Source organism: Ruegeria sp. YKSD163 (assembly GCF_059612905.1).
Genome location: NZ_JBXWRM010000030.1, coordinates 1 through 19,575 on the forward strand (window position 1 = coordinate 1; position 19,575 = coordinate 19,575).

Annotated in this window: 21 protein-coding genes; 16 read left to right on the plus strand and 5 right to left on the minus strand. The window is 65.1% G+C overall.

Annotated elements, in window-relative coordinates; translation table 11 throughout:
- The 4 genes from AC2FNA_RS22530 to pedF form a co-directional block, all read right to left on the minus strand.
- The coding region (locus AC2FNA_RS22530; protein ID WP_496830514.1) for a 2Fe-2S iron-sulfur cluster-binding protein at positions 1-144 on the minus strand (144 nt) is incomplete at its 3' end.
- A 50-nt stretch (positions 145-194) separates the two neighbouring features.
- Positions 195-722, minus strand: a complete 528-nt coding sequence (locus tag AC2FNA_RS22535; RefSeq protein WP_496830447.1) for an SRPBCC family protein — start codon at positions 720-722, stop codon at positions 195-197.
- A 115-nt stretch (positions 723-837) separates the two neighbouring features.
- A complete protein-coding gene (locus AC2FNA_RS22540; RefSeq protein ID WP_496830449.1) occupies positions 838-1,749 on the minus strand; it encodes a substrate-binding periplasmic protein in 912 nt (303 codons plus the stop codon).
- Positions 1,750-1,751: 2 nt separating this feature from the next.
- The gene (gene pedF, locus AC2FNA_RS22545) at positions 1,752-2,426 is read right to left on the minus strand and encodes a cytochrome c-550 PedF (RefSeq protein WP_496830451.1); all 675 of its coding nucleotides are present in this window, start codon (positions 2,424-2,426) and stop codon (positions 1,752-1,754) included.
- Positions 2,427-2,582: 156 nt separating this feature from the next.
- Between pedF and AC2FNA_RS22550 the strand changes: the two genes are divergently transcribed.
- The 15 genes from AC2FNA_RS22550 (at position 2,583) to pqqE (ending at position 16,940) form a co-directional block, all read left to right on the plus strand.
- Positions 2,583-3,764, plus strand: coding sequence for an ABC transporter substrate-binding protein (locus tag AC2FNA_RS22550; RefSeq protein WP_496830453.1), 1,182 nt, complete (start codon positions 2,583-2,585; stop codon positions 3,762-3,764).
- Positions 3,765-3,769: 5 nt separating this feature from the next.
- The gene (locus AC2FNA_RS22555) at positions 3,770-4,726 is read left to right on the plus strand and encodes a YVTN family beta-propeller repeat protein (RefSeq protein ID WP_496830455.1); all 957 of its coding nucleotides are present in this window, start codon (positions 3,770-3,772) and stop codon (positions 4,724-4,726) included.
- Positions 4,727-4,742: 16 nt separating this feature from the next.
- A complete protein-coding gene (locus tag AC2FNA_RS22560) occupies positions 4,743-5,186 on the plus strand; it encodes a hypothetical protein (RefSeq protein ID WP_496830516.1) in 444 nt (147 codons plus the stop codon).
- Positions 5,183-5,914, plus strand: a complete 732-nt coding sequence (locus AC2FNA_RS22565) for an ABC transporter ATP-binding protein (RefSeq protein ID WP_496830457.1) — start codon at positions 5,183-5,185, stop codon at positions 5,912-5,914. Before AC2FNA_RS22560 ends, AC2FNA_RS22565 begins: the two co-directional genes overlap by 4 nt.
- Positions 5,911-6,702: an ABC transporter permease gene (locus tag AC2FNA_RS22570; protein ID WP_496830459.1), complete on the plus strand. Its 792-nt coding sequence runs from the start codon at positions 5,911-5,913 to the stop codon at positions 6,700-6,702. The genes AC2FNA_RS22565 and AC2FNA_RS22570 overlap by 4 nt, the downstream gene beginning before the upstream one ends.
- A gap of 115 nt (positions 6,703-6,817) precedes the next feature.
- Positions 6,818-7,225: a c-type cytochrome gene (locus AC2FNA_RS22575; protein ID WP_496830461.1), complete on the plus strand. Its 408-nt coding sequence runs from the start codon at positions 6,818-6,820 to the stop codon at positions 7,223-7,225.
- A gap of 287 nt (positions 7,226-7,512) precedes the next feature.
- Positions 7,513-9,291 carry a PQQ-dependent methanol/ethanol family dehydrogenase gene (locus tag AC2FNA_RS22580; RefSeq protein WP_496830463.1) on the plus strand — a complete coding sequence of 593 codons (1,779 nt, stop codon included), beginning with the start codon at positions 7,513-7,515 and terminating at the stop codon, positions 9,289-9,291.
- 221 nt (positions 9,292-9,512) lie between these two features.
- On the plus strand, positions 9,513-10,217 hold the full coding sequence (locus AC2FNA_RS22585; protein WP_234166818.1) for a response regulator transcription factor: 705 nt from the start codon (positions 9,513-9,515) through the stop codon (positions 10,215-10,217).
- Positions 10,218-10,247: 30 nt separating this feature from the next.
- Positions 10,248-11,417, plus strand: a complete 1,170-nt coding sequence (locus tag AC2FNA_RS22590) for an FIST N-terminal domain-containing protein (RefSeq protein ID WP_496830465.1) — start codon at positions 10,248-10,250, stop codon at positions 11,415-11,417.
- 6 nt (positions 11,418-11,423) lie between these two features.
- Positions 11,424-13,637 carry a hybrid sensor histidine kinase/response regulator gene (locus AC2FNA_RS22595; protein WP_496830466.1) on the plus strand — a complete coding sequence of 738 codons (2,214 nt, stop codon included), beginning with the start codon at positions 11,424-11,426 and terminating at the stop codon, positions 13,635-13,637.
- An 85-nt stretch (positions 13,638-13,722) separates the two neighbouring features.
- Positions 13,723-13,830 (plus strand): pyrroloquinoline quinone precursor peptide PqqA, encoded by a 108-nt coding sequence (gene pqqA / locus AC2FNA_RS22600; RefSeq protein ID WP_496830468.1) that lies wholly within the window; start codon positions 13,723-13,725, stop codon positions 13,828-13,830.
- A gap of 27 nt (positions 13,831-13,857) precedes the next feature.
- Positions 13,858-14,745 (plus strand): pyrroloquinoline quinone biosynthesis protein PqqB, encoded by an 888-nt coding sequence (gene pqqB / locus AC2FNA_RS22605; RefSeq protein WP_496830470.1) that lies wholly within the window; start codon positions 13,858-13,860, stop codon positions 14,743-14,745.
- Positions 14,742-15,467, plus strand: a complete 726-nt coding sequence (pqqC, locus tag AC2FNA_RS22610) for a pyrroloquinoline-quinone synthase PqqC (protein WP_496830472.1) — start codon at positions 14,742-14,744, stop codon at positions 15,465-15,467. Before pqqB ends, pqqC begins: the two co-directional genes overlap by 4 nt.
- A complete protein-coding gene (pqqD, locus tag AC2FNA_RS22615) occupies positions 15,464-15,751 on the plus strand; it encodes a pyrroloquinoline quinone biosynthesis peptide chaperone PqqD (protein ID WP_496830474.1) in 288 nt (95 codons plus the stop codon). Before pqqC ends, pqqD begins: the two co-directional genes overlap by 4 nt.
- Before the next feature lie 94 nt (positions 15,752-15,845).
- Entirely contained in the window at positions 15,846-16,940 is a 1,095-nt protein-coding gene (pqqE, locus tag AC2FNA_RS22620; RefSeq protein ID WP_496830476.1) for a pyrroloquinoline quinone biosynthesis protein PqqE, read from the plus strand.
- Here the strand turns inward: pqqE and AC2FNA_RS22625 are convergent.
- Positions 16,937-17,830: an alpha/beta fold hydrolase gene (locus AC2FNA_RS22625; RefSeq protein WP_496830477.1), complete on the minus strand. Its 894-nt coding sequence runs from the start codon at positions 17,828-17,830 to the stop codon at positions 16,937-16,939. The genes pqqE and AC2FNA_RS22625 overlap by 4 nt on opposite strands.
- A 229-nt stretch (positions 17,831-18,059) precedes the next feature.
- Between AC2FNA_RS22625 and AC2FNA_RS22630 the strand changes: the two genes are divergently transcribed.
- A complete protein-coding gene (locus AC2FNA_RS22630) occupies positions 18,060-19,568 on the plus strand; it encodes a fumarate hydratase (protein ID WP_496830479.1) in 1,509 nt (502 codons plus the stop codon).
- Positions 19,569-19,575: the final 7 nt, after the last annotated feature.

The following is a 19,575-nucleotide window of genomic DNA, read 5'->3' on the forward strand; positions in this document are numbered from 1 at the left end:
GTCAACATGCACCACGCACGCTCCGCACTGACCCGTGTCACACCCAACATGCGTCCCCGTCAGCGACAAACCCTCACGCAAAAAATCAACCAGCAAATCTCGGGACTCTACTGTCCCCCGCATGCTGCGCCCATTCACGACCATCTCTATCTCAGACACAATAATCCTCCCTTGTCGTTCTCTCTTGCACCGGTTCAGCCGGAAATAACCCGCTTGAACCACCCCTTTTTCCTGACCTCGCCGGACCCTTCCGCGACCTCCGGACTATCGGTCTCACCCGGTCCCTCGACCACTTCCTGAAAGCGGGTGAAGAACTGGTCGGCCATCTTGCGCGCGAACCCGTCGATGATCCGGCTGCCCAGCTGAGCGAGCTTGCCACCGACCTTGGCCTCGACCTCGTAGGACAGCAGCGTTGTGCCATCCTCGCTCGCCTCCAGCCGCACGCGTGCCTCGCCCTTGGCAAAACCCGCGGCCCCGCCCTTGCCCTCGCCGGTCAGGGTCAGGCTTTCGGGCGCCACCATCTCGGACAGCGTCACGCTGCCCTTGAACGTGGCTTTCACCGGCCCGACCTTTTGCACCACCGTGGCCTCGAACCCGTCCTCGGCGCTGCCACTCATCTCCTGGCAGCCGGGTACGCAGTCCTTCAGCACATCGGGCGAGAGCAGAGCCGCCCAGACCGTTTCCCGGTCCGCCGCGATCACCTTTGAATCGCTCAGTTCCATGTCGTTCGTCTCCGTCCGTTGCGACCACGCTACGCGGCGCGGTCGGGTTGTTCCATTCGACCTTGGGTGTAGACGTCCCCGGAAGGGCCGCCTGCGGGGCGCGTCGATCGCCCTGTCAGCGCAGCTCGGGTGGCGAAAAAGTCAGCCCGTAGCTGCGGAAAATTTCTTGGATCCGACCGTCGCCTATCCCGGCAACGATAGCATCGTCGACGGCATAGGCCAGCGGGCGATAGGCGAAATGCACCCCCACCCCGACGGTCCAGCTGCCGGTCGCAAATCCCGGCAAGGGCGGGCTGTGCACATCCAGATCCGCGGTCAGTCCATGTTCCAGTTGCGCCAGCGGCCCCATCGCGGTCTTGACCTCGCCCGCCGCCAGCCCGGCCATCGCCGCGCCCATGTCGGGATAGCGGCGGATATTGCCGCGCAGCTGACCGCCGGGAAAGGCGGTCAGGTAGAAATCGGAAATCGAGTCGTTCTCGACCCCAACCGTGTCAAAGCGGAAATAGGCCGGGACCGGTTTGTCCTCGGGATACTCTGCCTTGCCAAAGGCGATCCCCATCCGCTCCACATGGTATTGTCCTGTGAACACCACCTGTTCGACCCGGCAGGCAAAGTTGCTGTCATAGGGCACATGCAGCATCACATTGGCGACCCGCCCACCCACGATGGGCCCCTTCCAGATCCAGTTGCGCAGATCGGCCTCGAGGTTCTCGCCCGCCGCGACCAGGGTAAAACGGGCCTCGACCCCCAGTTCCCCGGCGATCAGGTGGCCCAGATCGATATCGACACCCTTTGGCGCACCGTTCTCTTCCCAGCTCCAGGGTGGATAGTCCTCGTAGACGGCGAAGGATATCCAGCCGCGTTCCTGGATCGTGTCCAGATCGGCGCCGACGATATCGCGGCTCGCATTCTGCGGGCGGGCCTGGGGCACGTGATCGGCGCAGCGGGTCTGTGCCCAGGCCGGCGCCAAGCCGGTCCCAAGCAGCAACACCGCCAGCGCGACCCGCAGCGTCCCCGCCCGCGCCATGCTCAATGGGCCGCCGACAGGCCGATGGTCAGCGCCTCGGCAGCGGCGGTGAAATCAGGCGCGTCGCCCGAGATCAGGGTCGCCGCGCGCGAGGCGGCGCTGTCGGCCACGGGCGCGCCCGAGGCGGTCTCGACCTCGGCGGCGATCTGGGTCAGTTCGGCAGCCAATACGGCGGCATCGCCCTCGCCTGCTGCAAGCTGGTCGCGGATCTCCTTCAGGCGCGGCGTATGGGCGTCGAGCGCCCCGTCGTCGGGCCGGGTCTCGATATAGGTGCGGATGGCCCAGGCGGCCTTTTGGCCAAGCAGTTCGCCAAAGCCGGGCATCTTGGTGATCCCGTTCTGGGTATAGCCATGGCGGAACCGCTCGACATACCATTCATCACCGTATTCGGCGGCCTCGAGATAGCGCAGGTCCGGCGCCAGACCGCCTGACACCACGCCCAGCCCATGGCAGCGCGCGCAGTTCTGGTTATAGCCGGAATCGCCGATCCGGATGGCGGCGGCCCAGACCTCTTCTCCCGCCGCCTCGGCGCGATAGGGGTTCTCGATCAGCCATTCCTCGCCCACTTCGGGCAGGGCGTCGGTGTTGACGGGTTGCGGCGCGACGTCTCCATGCGCCAGCGCCATTCCCGCGCTCAGGAACAGGCCCAATGCGCCTGCTTTTGCAGCGGTGATCATCTGCGGTCCTCCAGTCTCCTCGTTCGGGGCTGGTGATAACGCCTCGAACCCTGCGCTGGTATTCGACCTTGGTTTGATCTGCCGGGGAATGTGGACTTTGGTCGAATAGAACCGCCCCGCACGCGCGCTTTAGCCTTGGCCGACAAGGGAGAGAGAATGCGCGTGCACAGCCTGCTGAGACCGATCATCGCCGCACTGGCGATGGGAATGGCCGCCCTGCCCGCCCTGGGTGAGGTGCAGTTGCGCGTGGCCTATCTGCGGCAGGAAGTTGAGCGCCCGCCGGTCTTGTCCAATCTCGACCCCGAGCCCGCCGGGCTGGGCCTCGACGGTGCCCGTCTGGGGCTGGAGGACAACCGGACCAGCGGTCGGTTTCTGGGTCAGACCTATACGCTCGATACGCATGAGGTGCCGATCGGCGGCGATCTGGAGGCGGCGGCGCGCTCGGCGCTGGCCGAGGCGCAAATGCTGGTCATCGACGCCCCCGCCGAGGCGGTGCTGCGCATCGCCGATCTGGCCGAGGCCGAGGGCGCGCTGTTGTTTAACGCCGCTGCCGAAGAGACCGCGCTGCGCGATGGGGACTGCCGCGCCAACCTGCTGCACACGGCGCCCTCGCTGGCGATGCGGGCGGATGCGCTGATGCAGGTCTTGCAGCGCAAACGATTCTCGCGGCTGGCCATGATCACCGGCCATGGCGCCCCGGATCTGGCCTATGCCGAGGCGCTCCGTCGCTCGGCGGCCAAGTTCGGCCTGAAGATGGTGGCCGACACACCATGGCCCTTTGACGCCGACATGCGCCGCAATGCCAGCCAGGAAGTGCCGCTGTTCACTCAGGATTTCGCCGAGCATGACATGCTGCTCATTGCCGACGAGATCGGCGATTTCGGGCGATACATCGCCTATAACACCTGGACCCCACGCCCGGTGGCCGGGTCCGAGGGGCTGGTGCCGGTGGCCTGGTCGCGGGTGGTGGAACAATGGGGCGCGGCGCAGCTGCAATCGCGGTTCTGGGACCAGACCGGCCGCGACATGCAACCGCGCGACTATGCCGCCTGGGCGGCGCTGCGCGTGCTGGGCGAGGCGGTCACACGCACCAACAGCACCGATCCCGCCACCCTGCGCGCCTATATCCTGTCGGATGCCTTCGAACTGGCCGGGTTCAAAGGTCGCCCGATGAACTTTCGCCACTGGAACGGCCAGCTGCGCCAGCCGATCCCGGTGGTTACCGAACGCGCGGTGGTGATGCAGGCCCCGGTCGAGGGATTCCTGCACCAGCGCAGCGAACTTGACACGCTGGGCCTCGACGCGCCCGAATCCCGTTGCACCGCGTTTCAGGAGTGACCCCCATGCGGACTGCCCTTGCCCTTCTGGCCCTGACCCTCGCCGCGCCTTTGGAGGCCGAGGAAATCTGGGTCACCAATGAAAAGGACGACACGATCAGCGTGATCGACGTCGCCACGCTCGAAGTTGTGCGCACCATCGCGACCGGCGAGCGGCCGCGCGGCATCACCTTTTCCCACGATTTCAGCCGCGTCTATATCTGTGCCTCGGACAGCGACACGGTGCAGGTGATGGATCCCGAGACCGGAGAGATCCTGCACGACCTGCCTTCGGGCGAAGACCCCGAGCAATTCGTGCTGCATCCCAACGACCGCCACCTCTATATCGCCAACGAGGATGACGCGATCACCACCGTGGTCGATACAGAAACCCGCCGGGTGATCGCCCAGATCGACGTGGGCATCGAACCCGAGGGCATGGCCGTCAGCCCCGATGGCCGCATCGCCATCACCACCTCTGAAACCACCAACATGGCGCATTGGATCGACACCGAGACGCGCCAGCTGTTTGCCAATACGCTGGTCGATGCCCGCCCGCGCCACGCCGAATTCGTACATGACGGGGCCGAACTGTGGGTCAGTTCCGAGATCGGTGGCACGGTGACCGTATTCGACGTGGCCACGCAGGCCCAAAAGGCCAAGATCGCCTTCGAGGTCAAGGGCGTGCATCCCGACCGGGTGCAGCCGGTCGGGTTCGAGCTGACGGCGGATGAGAAAACCGCCTTTGTAGCGCTTGGCCCCTCGAACCACGTGGCGGTGGTGGATACCGCCACCTACGAGGTGGTCGATTACATCCTTGTCGGCCGCCGGGTCTGGCACATGGCGTTCAACAGCGACAAGTCGCTTTTGTTCACCACCAACGGCGTTTCGGGCGACGTGACGGTGATCGACGTGGCCCGCCGCGAGGCGATCAAATCCATCAAGGTCGGGCGCTTCCCCTGGGGCGCCGCCCTGCGCCCGTGAGAGGAAAGGACACATGATGATGAAACCCTGTCTTGCCGCCCTTCTGGTTGCAGCCCTGCCCCTGAGCGCACTGGCCGACGGCGACGATGGTCGGCTCGGTCTGGCCGGGCTGCTCTCGGCCAAGAACAAGGAAGACCTGCCGCCGATCATCCTGTCAGCAGGAATGCCGCTGGCCGACGCACCCTGGGTGCTGCAATCGGGCACTTACTACGAGTTCGAGATCCAGGGCGACGGCAGCCAGGAACTGGCGCTGGTGGGCCCTGAGTTCTTTCGCGCCATCTGGATCGACGAGATCGTGGTCGAGGGGTTGGAGATCCGGCCGCTGGGCCTTGATTCGGTCGAATTCGACGAGGCGGGCGAGATGGAGATAGGCTTTGTCGCGATCAAGCCGGGCCGCTATTACCTGAAGGTACCGGGCAGCACCGGCGAAACCCAGCGGTTGGAGATCACCATCAAGTGACAGGGCTAAGTGTCCGAAATCTCGACTATTCCTATGGCAGCCGCCGGGCGCTGGACGCAGTCAGCTTTGACGTGGCGCAGGGCCGGTTTGCGGCGTTGCTGGGGCCCAATGGTGCGGGGAAATCGACGCTGTTTTCCTTGCTCACACGTCTATTCACTACACGTTCGGGCCGGATCTCGGTCGCCGGGCATGACCTGTCGCAAAACCCGCGCGCGGCGCTGGCGCGGATCGGGGTCGTGTTCCAGCAGCCGACGCTGGATCTGGATCTCAGCGTGATGCGCAACCTGACCTATTTCGCCGCGCTGCACGGGCTGTCGGGGCGCACCGCGCAAATCCGGATCGCCGCGGCGCTGGAGCGGCTCGACCTGAGCGACCGCGCCCACGAGCGCGCCCGCGACCTGAATGGCGGCCACCGGCGCCGGACCGAGATCGCGCGCGCGCTGATCCACGACCCCTCGGTGCTGCTGCTGGACGAACCGACCGTGGGGCTGGATGCGGCCAGCCGCAAGGCGATCACCGATCATGTGCATGCGCTGTCGCGCGAGCGGGGGCTGACCGTGCTCTGGGCGACCCATCTGACCGACGAGATCGAGGATGACGACCAGTTGCTGATCCTGCATCGCGGGCGGCTGTTGCAGGACGGCACCGCGGGCGCGCTGCGCGGGGCGCTGCCCCTGCGCGAGCATTTCCTGTCCCAGACCTCTGATCGCATCGGGGAACGGGCATGAACGCTGCGCTGATCGCCCTGCGCGCCATCGTCCTGCGCGAGGCGCTGCGCTTTGTCCGCCAGCGGGGGCGGTTCGTGGCGGCGCTGGTGCGGCCGCTGATCTGGCTGCTGGTCTTTGCCGCCGGGTTTCGCGCCGCGCTGGGCCTGTCGATCACACCGCCCTATCAGACCTATATCACTTACGAGGTCTATATCGTGCCGGGCCTGTGCGGCATGATTGCCCTGTTCAACGGCATGCAATCCAGCCTCAGCCTGGTCTATGACCGCGAGATGGGCTCGATGCGGCTGCTCTTGACCTCGCCCCTGCCGCGCTGGTGGCTCCTGTTCTGCCGGCTGCTTGCCTCGACCGCCATTTCGATCCTGCAAACCTATTGTTTTCTGGCGGTGGCGGCGGCCTTTGGCATCCAACTGCCGGTCTGGGGCTATGTGGCGGTGCTGCCGGCGCTGGTGGTTGCGGGCATCATGCTGGGTGCGCTGGGGCTGGCGCTGTCCTCGCTGATCCGGCAGCTGGAAAATTTCGCGGGCGTGATGAACTTTGTCATCTTTCCGATGTTCTTTTTGTCCACCGCGCTTTACCCGCTGTGGAAGATGGCCGAAAGCTCGATCCTTTTGCGCGATATCTGTGCGCTGAACCCGTTCACCCATGCGGTAGAGCTGATCCGCTTTGCGCTCTACGGCCAGTTCAACGGACCCGCGCTGGGCTGGACCGTGCTGGCGGGGGCAGTGTTTCTGGGCCTTGCCTTCTGGGGATATGACCCGGCGCGCGGCCTGCTGCGGCGCAAGGGTTGAGCCGTCCCGCCTTCGACCAAAGAACAAGGGAAAACCGCTCCTGCGCTTGTTAAGACTGCGGCAGGAAACGCGCGCTTGCACCCGCCCCGGCGGGGACCTCATTCAGGAGTGAGAAATGAGACCTGTTTCCTATGCGCTGGCGCTGATGATGGCGGCTTCACCCGCCCTGGCCGATACCAAATTCGAACAGATCAAGATCGAGGCCGGTGAGGCGCTCTATGATGCCGAATGCCGGCGCTGCCATGCCTCGGACACTGATCATGAGAGCTATGGCCCACCGCTGGAAAACGTGCTGGGGCGCGGGGCCGGTACCTATCCCGACTATGATTATTCCATCGCGCTCGAGGCCTCGGGCATCGTCTGGACGCCTGCGGCGCTGCGCGCCTGGATGGAGGACAATACCGGCTTCATGCCCGGCACCAAGATGCGCCATGTCGGAATCGAGGACCGCACCGTGCAGGATTTCATTCTTGCCTATCTGGCCAGCCTCAGCACCCGCGACCCCAAGAAGATCTCGGACTGAACCCGGATCCCGGCGCCGGACAGAACGATCCGGCGCTGGTTCCAAGTCAGAACTTTTTCCATATATTTCAGACTTTAAAACGTCAAACTTGTACCGATGGATCAATGCCAAGCGCGCCGAACCGACGGCACGAGTGCATTTTGCCGTCGCCTGCCCTTCCGGCTTCAAGTTGACCCTACGACCTTTGTTCAATTTCGCGCGAGCGGCTTCGTTCCAATAATACCGCTCAGCCAAAAACCCGCGGTTTGGGGTAGTTCGGCTTGGAGAGGATGCAAGGGAGGAAACCGATGAACAAGATCATCATGGCCGCAGTGGCGGGCCTGGTCGCGACAGCGGGCTGGCACAGCGCCGCGCTGGCGGCCGGTGTCACCGAAGAGGATCTGGCCAATGACACGGCCAACACGTCCAGCGTATTGACCAACGGCATGGGCCGGCATTTGCAGCGCTATAGCCCGCTGGACATTCTGAACAAGGACAACGTCAAGAACCTGATGCCCGCCTGGGCCTTCAGCCTTGGCGGCGAAAAGCAGCGCGGGCAGGAAACCCAGCCGCTGATCCATGACGGGGTGATGTATATCACCGGCTCCTACAGCCGGATGTATGCCATCGACGTCAACACCGGCGAAGAGCTCTGGCAATATGACGCCCGACTGCCCGAGGGCATCCTGCCCTGCTGCGACGTGATCAACCGGGGCGGCGCCATCTATGGTGACAAGATCTATTTCGGCACACTCGACGCCCGCATCGTGGCGCTTGACCTGAAAACCGGCGATGTCGTCTGGAACAAGAAGATCGCCGATTACAAAGCAGGCTATTCCTATACCGCCGCGCCGCTGATCGTGAAGGGGCTGGTGATCACCGGCAACTCGGGCGGTGAGTTCGGCATCGTGGGCGAGGTGCAGGCGCGCGACGCCGAGACCGGCGAGATGGTCTGGACCCGACCCGTGATCGAAGGCCACATGGGCACCTTCAAGGGCGAAGAAAGCACCATGACCGGCACGCTGAACGCGACCTGGCCGGGCGACATGTGGAAAACCGGCGGTGGCGCCACCTGGCTGGGCGGTTCCTATGACGCCGAGACCGATACGCTGGTCTTTGGCGCGGGCAACCCCGCCCCCTGGAACAGCTGGCTGCGCGATGCCGGTCAGAACAACGATGGCTCGGGCGACAACCTCTATGCTGCCTCGCGCATCGGTATCAATCCCGACAATGGCGAGATCAAGTGGCATTTCCAGACCACCCCGCGCGAAGGCTGGGACTATGACGGTGTGAACGAGGTCGTGGCCTATACCGACCGCGACGGCAACAAGCGCTGGGCCACAGCCGACCGCAACGGGTTCTTCTATGTGCTGAACCGCGAGGACGGCAAGTTCGTGCGCGGCGTGCCGTTCGTCAAGGATATCACCTGGGCCTCGGGCCTCGATGAGAACGGCCGCCCGATCTTCAACGAGGACAACCGTCCGGGCGACCCGGCCGCGGCGGCGGATGGCGCCAAGGGCGAGGTGATCTTTGCTTCTCCGTCCTTCCTGGGCGGCAAGAACTGGATGCCGATGGCCTTCAGCCAGAAGACCGGCAACTTCTATGTGCCCTCGAACGAATGGGGCATGGACATCTGGAACGAACCGATCACCTACAAGAAGGGCGCGGCCTATCTGGGCGCGGGCTTTACCATCAAGCCGAACTACGAGGACCATATCGGCAGCCTCAAGGCGATCGATCCGGATACCGGCGAGCTGAAGTGGGAGTTCAAGAACGACGCCCCGCTTTGGGGTGGCGTGATGACCACCGCCGGCGGGCTGGTGTTCACCGGCACGCCCGAGGGCAAGTTCATCGCCTTTGACGATGAAACCGGCGAGATCCTGTGGTCGTTCCAGACCGGCTCGGGCATTGTCGGCCAGCCCGTCACCTGGGAGATGGGCGGCGAGCAATATGTCTCGGTCATCTCCGGCTGGGGTGGCGCGGTGCCTCTCTGGGGCGGCGAGGTCGCCAAGAAGGTGAACTATCTCAACCAAGGTGGCTTGCTCTGGACCTTCAAGCTGCCCAAGCAGCTGGCCGCCGCAAACTGACGGCATCGCCATTGATACAAACGCGCGCCCAACGGCGCGCGTTTTTTGTTGGCTCGCCGTTTTCCAAGGGAAAACGGCTCGGAAAACAATGTTTTCCGGCCCGGAATTCTTGCAGAATTCCGCCACCGCCAGAGGTTGAGCCTGATATTAGACCTTTGGCCAATGGCGTTTCGCCGCACCCGCGTTACAGTTGCAGCATGAACAAAACTATGGATCGGATCATGCAGACCCAGGCAGGGACCTCGCTGGCGCAGCCGCTTCGCTCCGCCCTTATCGTCGACGATCACCCGCTGTTCTGTGACGCCCTGTCGATGACCCTGCAAGCCGTGTCCGGCATCCGCACCGTGCAGACGCTGGCCCGGCTCGAGGAGGCGCTGGACTGGCTTGGCAACCACCCTGCCCCCGATCTGGTCATCCTCGACCTCAACCTGCCCGATGTCGAAGGGCTCGACGGGCTGGTCCGCATCCGCACCGCCGCCCGCGCCCCGGTCATCGTGGTTTCTTCCATGGCCGATAACCGGGTCATTTCGGGCGTGATTCAGGCAGGTGCGGCCGGTTTCGTGCCCAAGCACTCCCAGCGCGAAGTGTTTCGCACCGCCATCGAAACCGTCTCGACCGGCGCCGTCTTCACCCCCGAAGGCTTTGTCGATATCGCCAGTGATGGGGGCGACGGGCCCGAGATCGAGGATGCGCTGGCCCGGCTTTCGGCGCTGACCAACCAGCAGGCCCGCATCCTGCAACTGGTCTGCGAGGGCAAGCTCAACAAGCAGATCGCCTATGACCTGTCGATCGCCGAAACGACGGTCAAGGCGCATGTCACCGCCATCATGCGCAAGCTCGGGGTGCAAAGCCGCACCCAGGCGGTGCTGATCGCCAAAAAGACCAGTTTCTCGAGTTTCTTGCCAGAGGCGCAGAAACAGGCATAACCTGCCAGTCGGGAGAAAAGGGAGGAGCGCTTGGACCTCAGTCAGGGTCCGATCCGCGCGGCACAGGCCGCGCCGCAGGTGTTGTGCACCGCCTCGGTGCACCACGACCATCCGCATGCCGTCGAGGCGTTGGCCGAAGCATTGGGTCCGGTCGAACTGGAACTGCTGCTGTTGATGGCTTCGCCCCAGGCGGATATCCCCGCCCTGCTGGCCCGCGCCGCAATGGTTTTGCCCGGTACCCGGATTGTCGGCTGCACCACGGCAGGCGAAATCTCAGCCGCCGGCTATACCGAGGGAGAGATCGTCGCCATCGGCATGCCTCGGGCCTATTTCAAGGCGCAGACGATGCTGATCCCCGATCTGAGCGATTATGACGCTCAGGCCATCATCGACCGGATGATCCAGACCCGCAACGATCTGGCCGTTGCCCGGCCCGACTGGGGGCACGAGTTCAATTTTCTGCTGATCGACGGCTTGTCGACGCTGGAGGACCGGCTGGTCTCGGATCTGGCCATCGGGCTTGGGCCGGTGCCGCTGTTCGGCGGTTCGGCCGGGGATGGCGAGCGGTTCGGCACCACCTTCGTGTTTCACGAGGGCCGCGCCCATGGCAATGCCGCCGTGCTGATGCAGGTGCGCACCCGCTGCCCGATCCAGGTGTTCAAGACCGACCATCTGATCCCCACCGAACAGCGTATGGTGGTCACCGGCGCCGATCCCGACCGGCGGCTGGTGCATGAGCTCAATGCCGAACCAGCCGCGCGCGAATATGCCCGTGTTCTGGGCAAGGATCCCGAGCAACTCACCACCTTTACCTTTGCCGCCCACCCGGTCGTGGTGCGTATCGGCGGCCAGCATCATGTGCGCTCGATCCAGCGGGTGGCCGAGAATGGCGATCTGGTGTTCTTTTCGGCCATCGACGAGGGGCTGGTGCTAACCCTGGCCGATGCGCGCGACATGCGCGACCACCTGCGCGAGGAACTGGGCCGGCTGGCCGCCGACGGACCGCCTGCGGTGATCCTGGGCTGTGACTGTCTGTTGCGCCGGATGGAGGCGCAGCAGAAACAGGTCCTGGGCGCGCTTTCGGATATTCTGCGCGAAAATCGTGTTGTGGGGTTCTCTACTTACGGGGAACAGTTCAACTCGATGCATGTCAACCAGACGCTGACGGGCGTGGCCATCTACCCGCCCGACGATATGTGAGGCCCCATGCCGGGATCGCTGATCAACCCCGCCGATACGCCGGACCGGCAGATCGAGAAGCTGGCCAAGATCAACGCGGCGCTGATGCGCCGGGTGGAACAGGCCACCGATGCCTCGGGCGCGGCCTATGCCCAGTTCGAGCGCGCCGCGCTGCTGGAGGAAGAGGTGCGCAACCGCACCCGCGACCTGGAACGCGCGCTCGATCTTCTCAACGATTCCAACGCCCGCCTGGCCGAGGCCAACCGCGCCACCGAAGAGGCGCGTTCAAATTTGGCCAATGCCATCGAGACGGTGCAGGAGGGGTTTGCCCTCTTCGATCCCGACGAGCGGCTGGTCATGTGCAACTCGCGCTTTGGCCTGCATATGCCCGATATCCGAGACCGCTTCCGCCCCGGGATCACCTTTCGCCAATATGTCGATCTGGTCAGCGGCTCGCGCTATCTTTCCCTGCCGGAAAACAAGACGCCGCGTGACTGGGCGGCGCAACGGATGCGCCGGCACACCGACGATCATGTCATCTTCAACGTCCGCATGGTCGGCAGCCGCTGGGTTCAGGTGAGCGAACATCGCACCCCCGATGGCGGCACCGTGATCCTGCAGACCGATGTCAGCGACATCATGCGGCTGGAGCGGCAGGAACGCGACCGGATGCTGGACGATCAGGCCCGCCTGATCCGCGCCACACTGGAACATCTCGACCAGGGCGTGTGCATCTTCGACAATCAGGGTCGGCTGGCAGGCTGGAACCAGCGAGTGGGGGAAATGCTGTCGATCCCGGCCCGGCGCTTTTCGATGGGGGTGCGTTTTTTTTCGCTGTTCGAAGGTTTTACCCGTAACGCCTCCTACTCAAACGGCATCACCGAGGAAACCATCCGCGCCTGGATCACCGCCACCGATGGCCGCCCGCCGATCGGTTTCGAGATCCGCCAGGGCGAGAACAAGACCCTGTCGGTACATGCGCAGGAGATGCCGGACCGTGGTTTCGTGATCTCGTTCAGCGACGTCTCTGCCGAACGCGCCGCCGTGCGCGCCATCCGGCAAGCCAACGAATTGCTCGAGGCGCGGGTGGCCGAACGCACGCTGGAACTGGCCGACGCCCTGTCCGAGGCCGAGCGTGCCAATGCCTCGAAATCGCGCTTTGTCGCGGCGGCCAGCCATGACCTGTTGCAACCCCTTTCGGCGGCCAAGCTTTACATGGCCTCGATCGAGCCGGGACAGGATCCCACCCAGATTCACCAGATCGCCGACAAGGCCCGGCGCTCGCTCGACAGTGTCGAGACCATTCTGGAGGCGCTGCTGGATATCTCGACCCTCGATTCCGGCAAGGCCGAAGTGCATCGCGCCCCGGTGCCGCTGGGGGTAATCCTGGCACAACTGGCCGAAGAACTGGGCCCCACCGCCCGCGCCAAGGGGCTGGAACTGCGGGTGATCCCTTCGGGCGCGGTTGTGCTGTCGGATGCTACCTATTTGCGCCGCATCGCGCAAAACCTGATCGTCAATGCCATCCGCTATACCCGCAAGGGCAAGATCGTGGTGGGGGTAAGGCGGCGGGGCAAATCCGTGCGGCTCGAGGTGTGGGATACCGGACCGGGCATTGCCGCCGAACAGCGTGACATCATCTTTCGCGAATTCCAGCGCCTCGACGCCGCCGCCTCTGCCGCCGAGGGGATGGGGCTGGGTCTGGCCATTGTCGAGCGGGCCTGCGCCTTGCTCGGCCATCCGCTCGATCTGGTTTCGACCGTGGGGCGCGGCTCGGGGTTTCTGGTCGAATTTTCGGTGGCGCCGACGCCCGATTTCACCAGCTTCCGCCGCACCTCCGGCCCTGCACTGGCGCCGTCGGGGCTGAACGGCCTGATCGTGCTGCTGGTCGAGAACGATGCCGAATTGCGCAACGCGCTGACCATCGCGATGGAAGCCTGGGATGTCTGTGTACTGCCCTCCGCCTCGATCGCCGAGGCGCTGGCGCTGATCGACGACGAGGGCATTCAGCCCGATGCGGTGATCGCCGATCTGCAACTGGACCGGGGCGAAATGGGGACCGTGCTGCTCAACATGATCCGTACCCGTCTGGGACCGGTACCGTCATGCATCATCACCGCCTCGCGCTCTCCGGCGGTTATCGATATCTGCGTGCAGCAAGGCTGGGAGCTGTTTCACAAGCCGATCGCGGCCGAAACCCTGCGCGGATTTCTGTCCGGGGCCACCGCGAGCACATCCTGAGCGGCATTCGACCAAAGGAGCATTTGCCAGTCCGGCCCTAAGGGGTAGGCTGACCGATAAGACAATCAGCCAGTGGAGGTGAAAAATGGCTTGGACGGCTCCGAAGCTTCGTGAAGTGAACTGCGGCATGGAAATCAACATGTACGCCCCGGCAGAGGATGAAGGCGGTCGCGGCAGCGACCCGATCCTGTAACCACAATCCCGCCGCGGAGGCCCGAAGATGAAGATCGTCGTTCTGGGTGCCGCGGCCGGTGGGGGCCTGCCGCAATGGAATTGCGGCTGCGTCAATTGCAACGATGCGCGTGCCGGGCGACTCAGGTCGTCCGGCCAATCGTCGTTGGCGGTTTCGGCGGACGGGTCGCGCTGGTCGATCCTGAATGCCTCGCCAGATATCCGCCAGCAGATGCAGGACAGGCCCGTCCTGCACCCGCACGGCCTGCGCGGGTCTCCCGTGGCCTCGGTGTTGGTGACCAATGGCGATATCGACCATATCGCCGGGCTTCTGTCGCTGCGCGAGCAGACGCCCTTCGACCTGTTCGCCACCGCCGGCATTCACGAAGTGCTGGAAGACAACCGTATCTTCGACGCGCTGGCCCGCGACAAGGTTGCGCGCCGCCCGGTGGCGCTGGAGGCCCCATTTGCGCTGCATGACGGGCTGGAGGCGATGCTGTTCGCAGTGCCCGGCAAGGTTCCCCTGTTCATGGAGGGTGAGAGCGTCGATACCGGACTGATCGGCGAACAGACGGTGGGGGTGCGGCTCAGCGACGGGCGCAATATCGCCTATTACATCCCCGGCTGCGCCCATGTGCCCGACGATCTGCTGGACCGGCTGTCGGATGCGGGTCACCTGCTGTTCGACGGTACGCTTTGGGATGATGACGAAATGATCCGCAGCGGCACCGGGATCAAGACCGGGCGTCGCATGGGACATATCCCGATTTCGGGCGAAGACGGCTCGATGGTCCGGCTCTCCGGGCTGGCCGCGAACAAGACCTATATCCATATCAACAACACCAATCCAGTCTGGCGCGAGGGCGGCGCAGAACGCGCCGAAGTGGCGCGGCAGGGCTGGCAGGTGGCCCATGACGGATTGGAGATCGTGCTATGAGCCGCGAAGACCTTGAGGCCCGGCTGCGCGCCATCGGCGCCGAACGCTATCACGACAAGCACCCGTTCCATCACAAGCTGCATGGCGGCGACTGCACCCCCGATCAGGTACGCGCCTGGGTGATCAATCGCTGGGCCTATCAGGCAGCGATCCCGATGAAGGACGCGGCCTTTCTGTCACGCTGTGCCGATCCGGATATCCGCCGCGCCTGGCGGTCGCGGATCGAGGATCACGATGGCGGTGTCGACAGCGGCGGCGGGCTGCGGCGCTGGCTGAAACTGGCCGAGGCGGTGGGGCTCGACCCCGATTACGTGGCCTCGGGGCGCGGTATCCTGCCCGCCACCCGCTTCGCGGTCGAGGCCTATATCCACTATGTACGCGAACAGCCGCTGTTGCAGGCGGTGGCCTCGTCCCTGACAGAGCTGTTCGCGCCAAAAATCCACGAGAACCGCATCGAGGGGCTGCTCAGGCACTATGATTTCGCCGATGAGAGCAGCCTGAGCTATTTCCGCAAACGCCTGAGCGAGGCACCGCGCGACGTCGCTTATGGGCTGGGCTGGGTGCTGGACCATGCGGATACGCCCGAGAAGGCGGACTTGGCCTGCGCGGCGCTGATCTTCAAGACGGACGTGCTCTGGGCGCAGCTCGACGCGCTCTGGGGCGCCTATGTGGACGGCCATGTGCCCCCCGGCGCCTGGCGCCCCGGCGAGGGCATGGCATGACGCTGGCGCTGGCCCCCAACGACCGCCCCTATCTGCCGCGCGGCGTGCGGCTGGTGACGGACCGGGTGCGCGGCGGCGTTGTGTTGCTGGCGCCGGAAAAGGCGGTGGCGCTGGATGCGGTGGGCGAAGCGATCCTGTCACGAGTGGACGGCCAGACAAGCCTGGCGGCGCTGGTGGACCAACTGGCGGCCGCCTATGACGCGCCCCGGGCCGAGATCGAGCAGGACGTGCAGGCCTTTCTGCAAGGCCTGCGCGCCCGTCTTTTCCTGATGGTGGCACCATGACGGGGGGGCGTTTTCCGGCACGGAAAACGATCCGGAAAACCATTGGTTTTCCGGGCCGGAATTCGTGCCGAATTCCGGCGGCGAGGCGCCCGAGATGACGGTTCCCGCCCCCATCGCCATGCTGGCCGAGCTGACCCATCGTTGCCCGCTGGCCTGCCCCTATTGCTCGAACCCGCTCGCGCTCCACGGCAAGGAGAACGAGCTGAACACTGAAACCTGGGCACGCGCCTTTGGTGAGGCTGCCGAACTGGGTGTATTGCAGCTACATCTCTCTGGCGGCGAACCCGCCTCGCGTCCCGACCTGGTCGATCTGACCCGCGCGGCCCATGAGGCAGGGCTCTATACCAACCTGATCACCAGTGGCATCGGGCTGACCCCCGCGCGGCTCGACGCGCTCGAGGCCGTGGGGCTTGACCATATCCAGCTGTCCCTGCAGGGCACCTCCGCCGAACTGGCCGATCGCATCGGCGGCTACAAGGGGGGATTTGCCCGCAAGATGGCGGTGGCCGCCGAGATCAAGGCGCGCGGCATCCCGCTGACCCTGAACGCGGTGATGCATCGCCATAATCTCGACGACCTTGAACGCACCATCGATTTGGCCATCGAGCTGGGCGCCCGCCGGCTCGAAGTGGCCTGCGTACAGTTCCACGGCTGGGCCACCCGCAACCGGGCCGCGCTGCTGCCCAGCCGCGCCCAGACCGAGGCTGCCAAGCGGATCGTGGCCGAGGCCGAGGCGCGGCTGCGCGGCACGCTTGCCTTCGATTTCGTGCCACCCGACTATTACGCCGATTATCCAAAGGCCTGCATGGGCGGCTGGGGTTCGGCAGGTTTGAACATCGCGCCCGATGGCACCGTGCTGCCCTGTCACGCGGCCGAGACCATCCCGCATCTCGACTTTGACAGGTTTCCTGACAAAACCCTGCGCGAAATCTGGTATGATGGCGCCGCCTTCAACGCCTATCGCGGCACCGATCACCTGCCCGAGACCTGCCGCAGCTGCGAGCGGGTCGGCATCGACTTTGGCGGCTGCCGCTGCCAGGCGCTGGCGCTGGCCGGCGACGCGGCGGCGACCGATCCTGTCTGCTCCCGCTCACCCGATCACCACAAGGTCACCGCGCTGCTCGAGACCGCGCTGGCCGAGGGGGACGCGGCAGAGTTCACCTATCGCCGGATGCCGCGCAAAGGTTAGGCGCGCGCCATTGCCCGCGCATCCAGCACCGCTTGCGCCCAGTCACGGGGCCGCTCCTGTGGCAGGTTGTGGCCCGCACCCTCGAAAACCCGATAGTCGAACGGGCCGGTGAACTGCGCCGCATGCCCTGCGGTTCCGGCGTTCACCCCGTCGCGGTTGCCGTCGATCGCCACCGTTGGCACGCTGATCCTGGGCTGGGCCACCAGCTGCGTCTCGATATCGGCATAGGCCGGGTCGCCCGGCACCAGACCGAAGCGGTGGCGATAGGAATGGATCACCACCTCGACAAAATCGGGGTTGTCAAACGAGGCCGCCGTGCGCTCGAACTCTGCGGCATCAAACGCCCATGTGGGCGACCACATGCGCCAGAGCGTTCGGGCCAACGCACGCCGGTCCCGTTCCAGCCCGCGCCGTCCGCGCTCGGAATGAAAGTAGTATTGGTACCAAAAACTTGCCTCGACCTCGGGCGCCTCGGGCTCGCCCGAGCGGGGAATGTTCTGGATGTTGTAGGAATTGCCGCTCACCAGCGCCTCGACCCGGTCGGGCCAGAGCGCCGCGACAATGCAAGAGGCGCGCCCGCCCCAGTCATAGCCCCCCAGCACCGCGCGTCCGATCCCCAGCGCATCCATCAGCGCCAAAAGATCGGCGGCCAGCGCGGCCTGCTCGCCCGAGCGGGGCGTGTCGGGCGAAAGGAACCTGGTCGGGCCATAGCCGCGCAGCCAAGGCAGGATCACCCGCGCGCCCGCCGCCGCCAGCAGCGGTGCGGCCTCGGTATAGGTCTGCACGTCATAGGGAAAGCCGTGGCTCAGGATAGAGGGCCAGCCATCGGCGGGTCCGGTCTCCAGATAGGTGACCTCAAGCACGCCTGCTGTCACGCTACGCTGCTGCATCTATCGGTTTCTCCCCTGTCTCTCTGTCTCGCAGGCTGCGCCAGCGCCCCGGAACAGACAAGCCCCGATTGGGGCGCGAGGCCGCACCGGGCATATCCCTATGGAAGCACCCCCCGGAATCGCGCTAAACCCCGCAGAAACCGGCCGCTTTGCACGGCCGCCCGCATAGATCAGGCAACCCGGCAACCCGCGCGCCCCGGCGCGGCCCGCCGCACCCAGGAGGACCGACATGGGCGTGATCCGCGAAAGCGACATGATCGAAAGCATCGCCGAGGCGCTGCAATATATCTCGTATTACCACCCGGCAGATTTCATCGGGGCCATGACCAGCGCCTGGGAGCGCGAGGAAAACCCCGGCGCCAAGGCCGCGATGGCGCAGATCCTGGTCAACTCGCGCATGTGCGCCATGGGCCGCCGCCCGATCTGTCAGGATACCGGCGCCGCCAATATCCACGTCAAGGTCGGGGTGCAGGCCAAGACCGATTTCAGCCGCTCGCTGCAAGAAATCTGCGACGAGGGGACCCGCCAGGGCTATCAGCGCGACACCAACCCGCTGCGCGCCAGCGTGGTGGTCGACCCGTTCGGCGCCCGCAAGAACTCGGGCGACAACACACCCTGCATGCTGACGGTCGAGATGGTCGCTGGCGACACGATCGAGGTCGAGGTCGCGGCCAAGGGCGGCGGATCCGAGAACAAGTCGAAATTCACCACGCTCAACCCCTCGGGCAATGTGGCCGACTGGGTGGTGCAGACGGTCGAGACGCTGGGCGCGGGCTGGTGCCCGCCGGGCGTGCTGGGCATCGGTGTGGGCGGCAATGCCGACAAGGCGATGGCGCTGGCCAAACAGGCGCTGAGCGAACCGCTCGACATGGCCGATCTGATCCGCCGTGGCCCCTCGGACAAGACCGAGGAACTGCGGTTGGAAATCTATGACCGCGTCAACGCCCTGGGGATCGGCGCACAGGGCCTGGGCGGCGTGACCACCGTGCTTGACGTCAAGATCAAGAGCTTCCCGACCCATGCGGCCTCGCTTCCCGTCGGCCTGATCCCCAACTGCGCCGCCACAAGGCATGTGCATTTCACCCTCGACGGTTCGGGGGCCGCGGAATTCACCCCGCCCTCGATGGACCTTTATCCCGACATCCTGCTGGATGCGGCGGGGGCGCAGGCGACGCGGCTCAACCTCGACGATCTGAACGACAGCGCGCTGGCGGCGCTGGAACCGGGACAGACGCTGCTGCTCTCGGGCACGCTTTATACCGGGCGTGACGCCGCGCATAAGCGGATGGTCGACATGCTCGACAAGGGCGAACCTCTGCCCGTCGATCTGAAGGGCAAGGCGATCTACTACGTCGGTCCCGTCGATGCGGTGGGCGACGAGGTGATCGGCCCGGCGGGCCCGACCACCTCGACCCGGATGGACAAGTTCACCGACCGTATCCTGGGCGATACCGGGCTCAAGGTGATGGTCGGCAAGGCCGAGCGCGGCCCGGTCGCCATCGAGGCCATTGCCAAGCACAAGGCGGCCTATCTGATTGCCGTGGGGGGCGCGGCCTATCTGGTCTCCAAGGCGATCAAGGCGGCCAAGCCGGTGGCATTCCAGGACCTGGGGATGGAAGCCATCTATGAACTCAAGGTCGAGGACATGCCGGTGACCGTCGCGGTCGATACGAAGGGCAATTCGATCCACCAGAGCGGCCCGGCCAAGTGGCGCCGCGCCACTGCCGCAGGCAGCTGAGGCATAA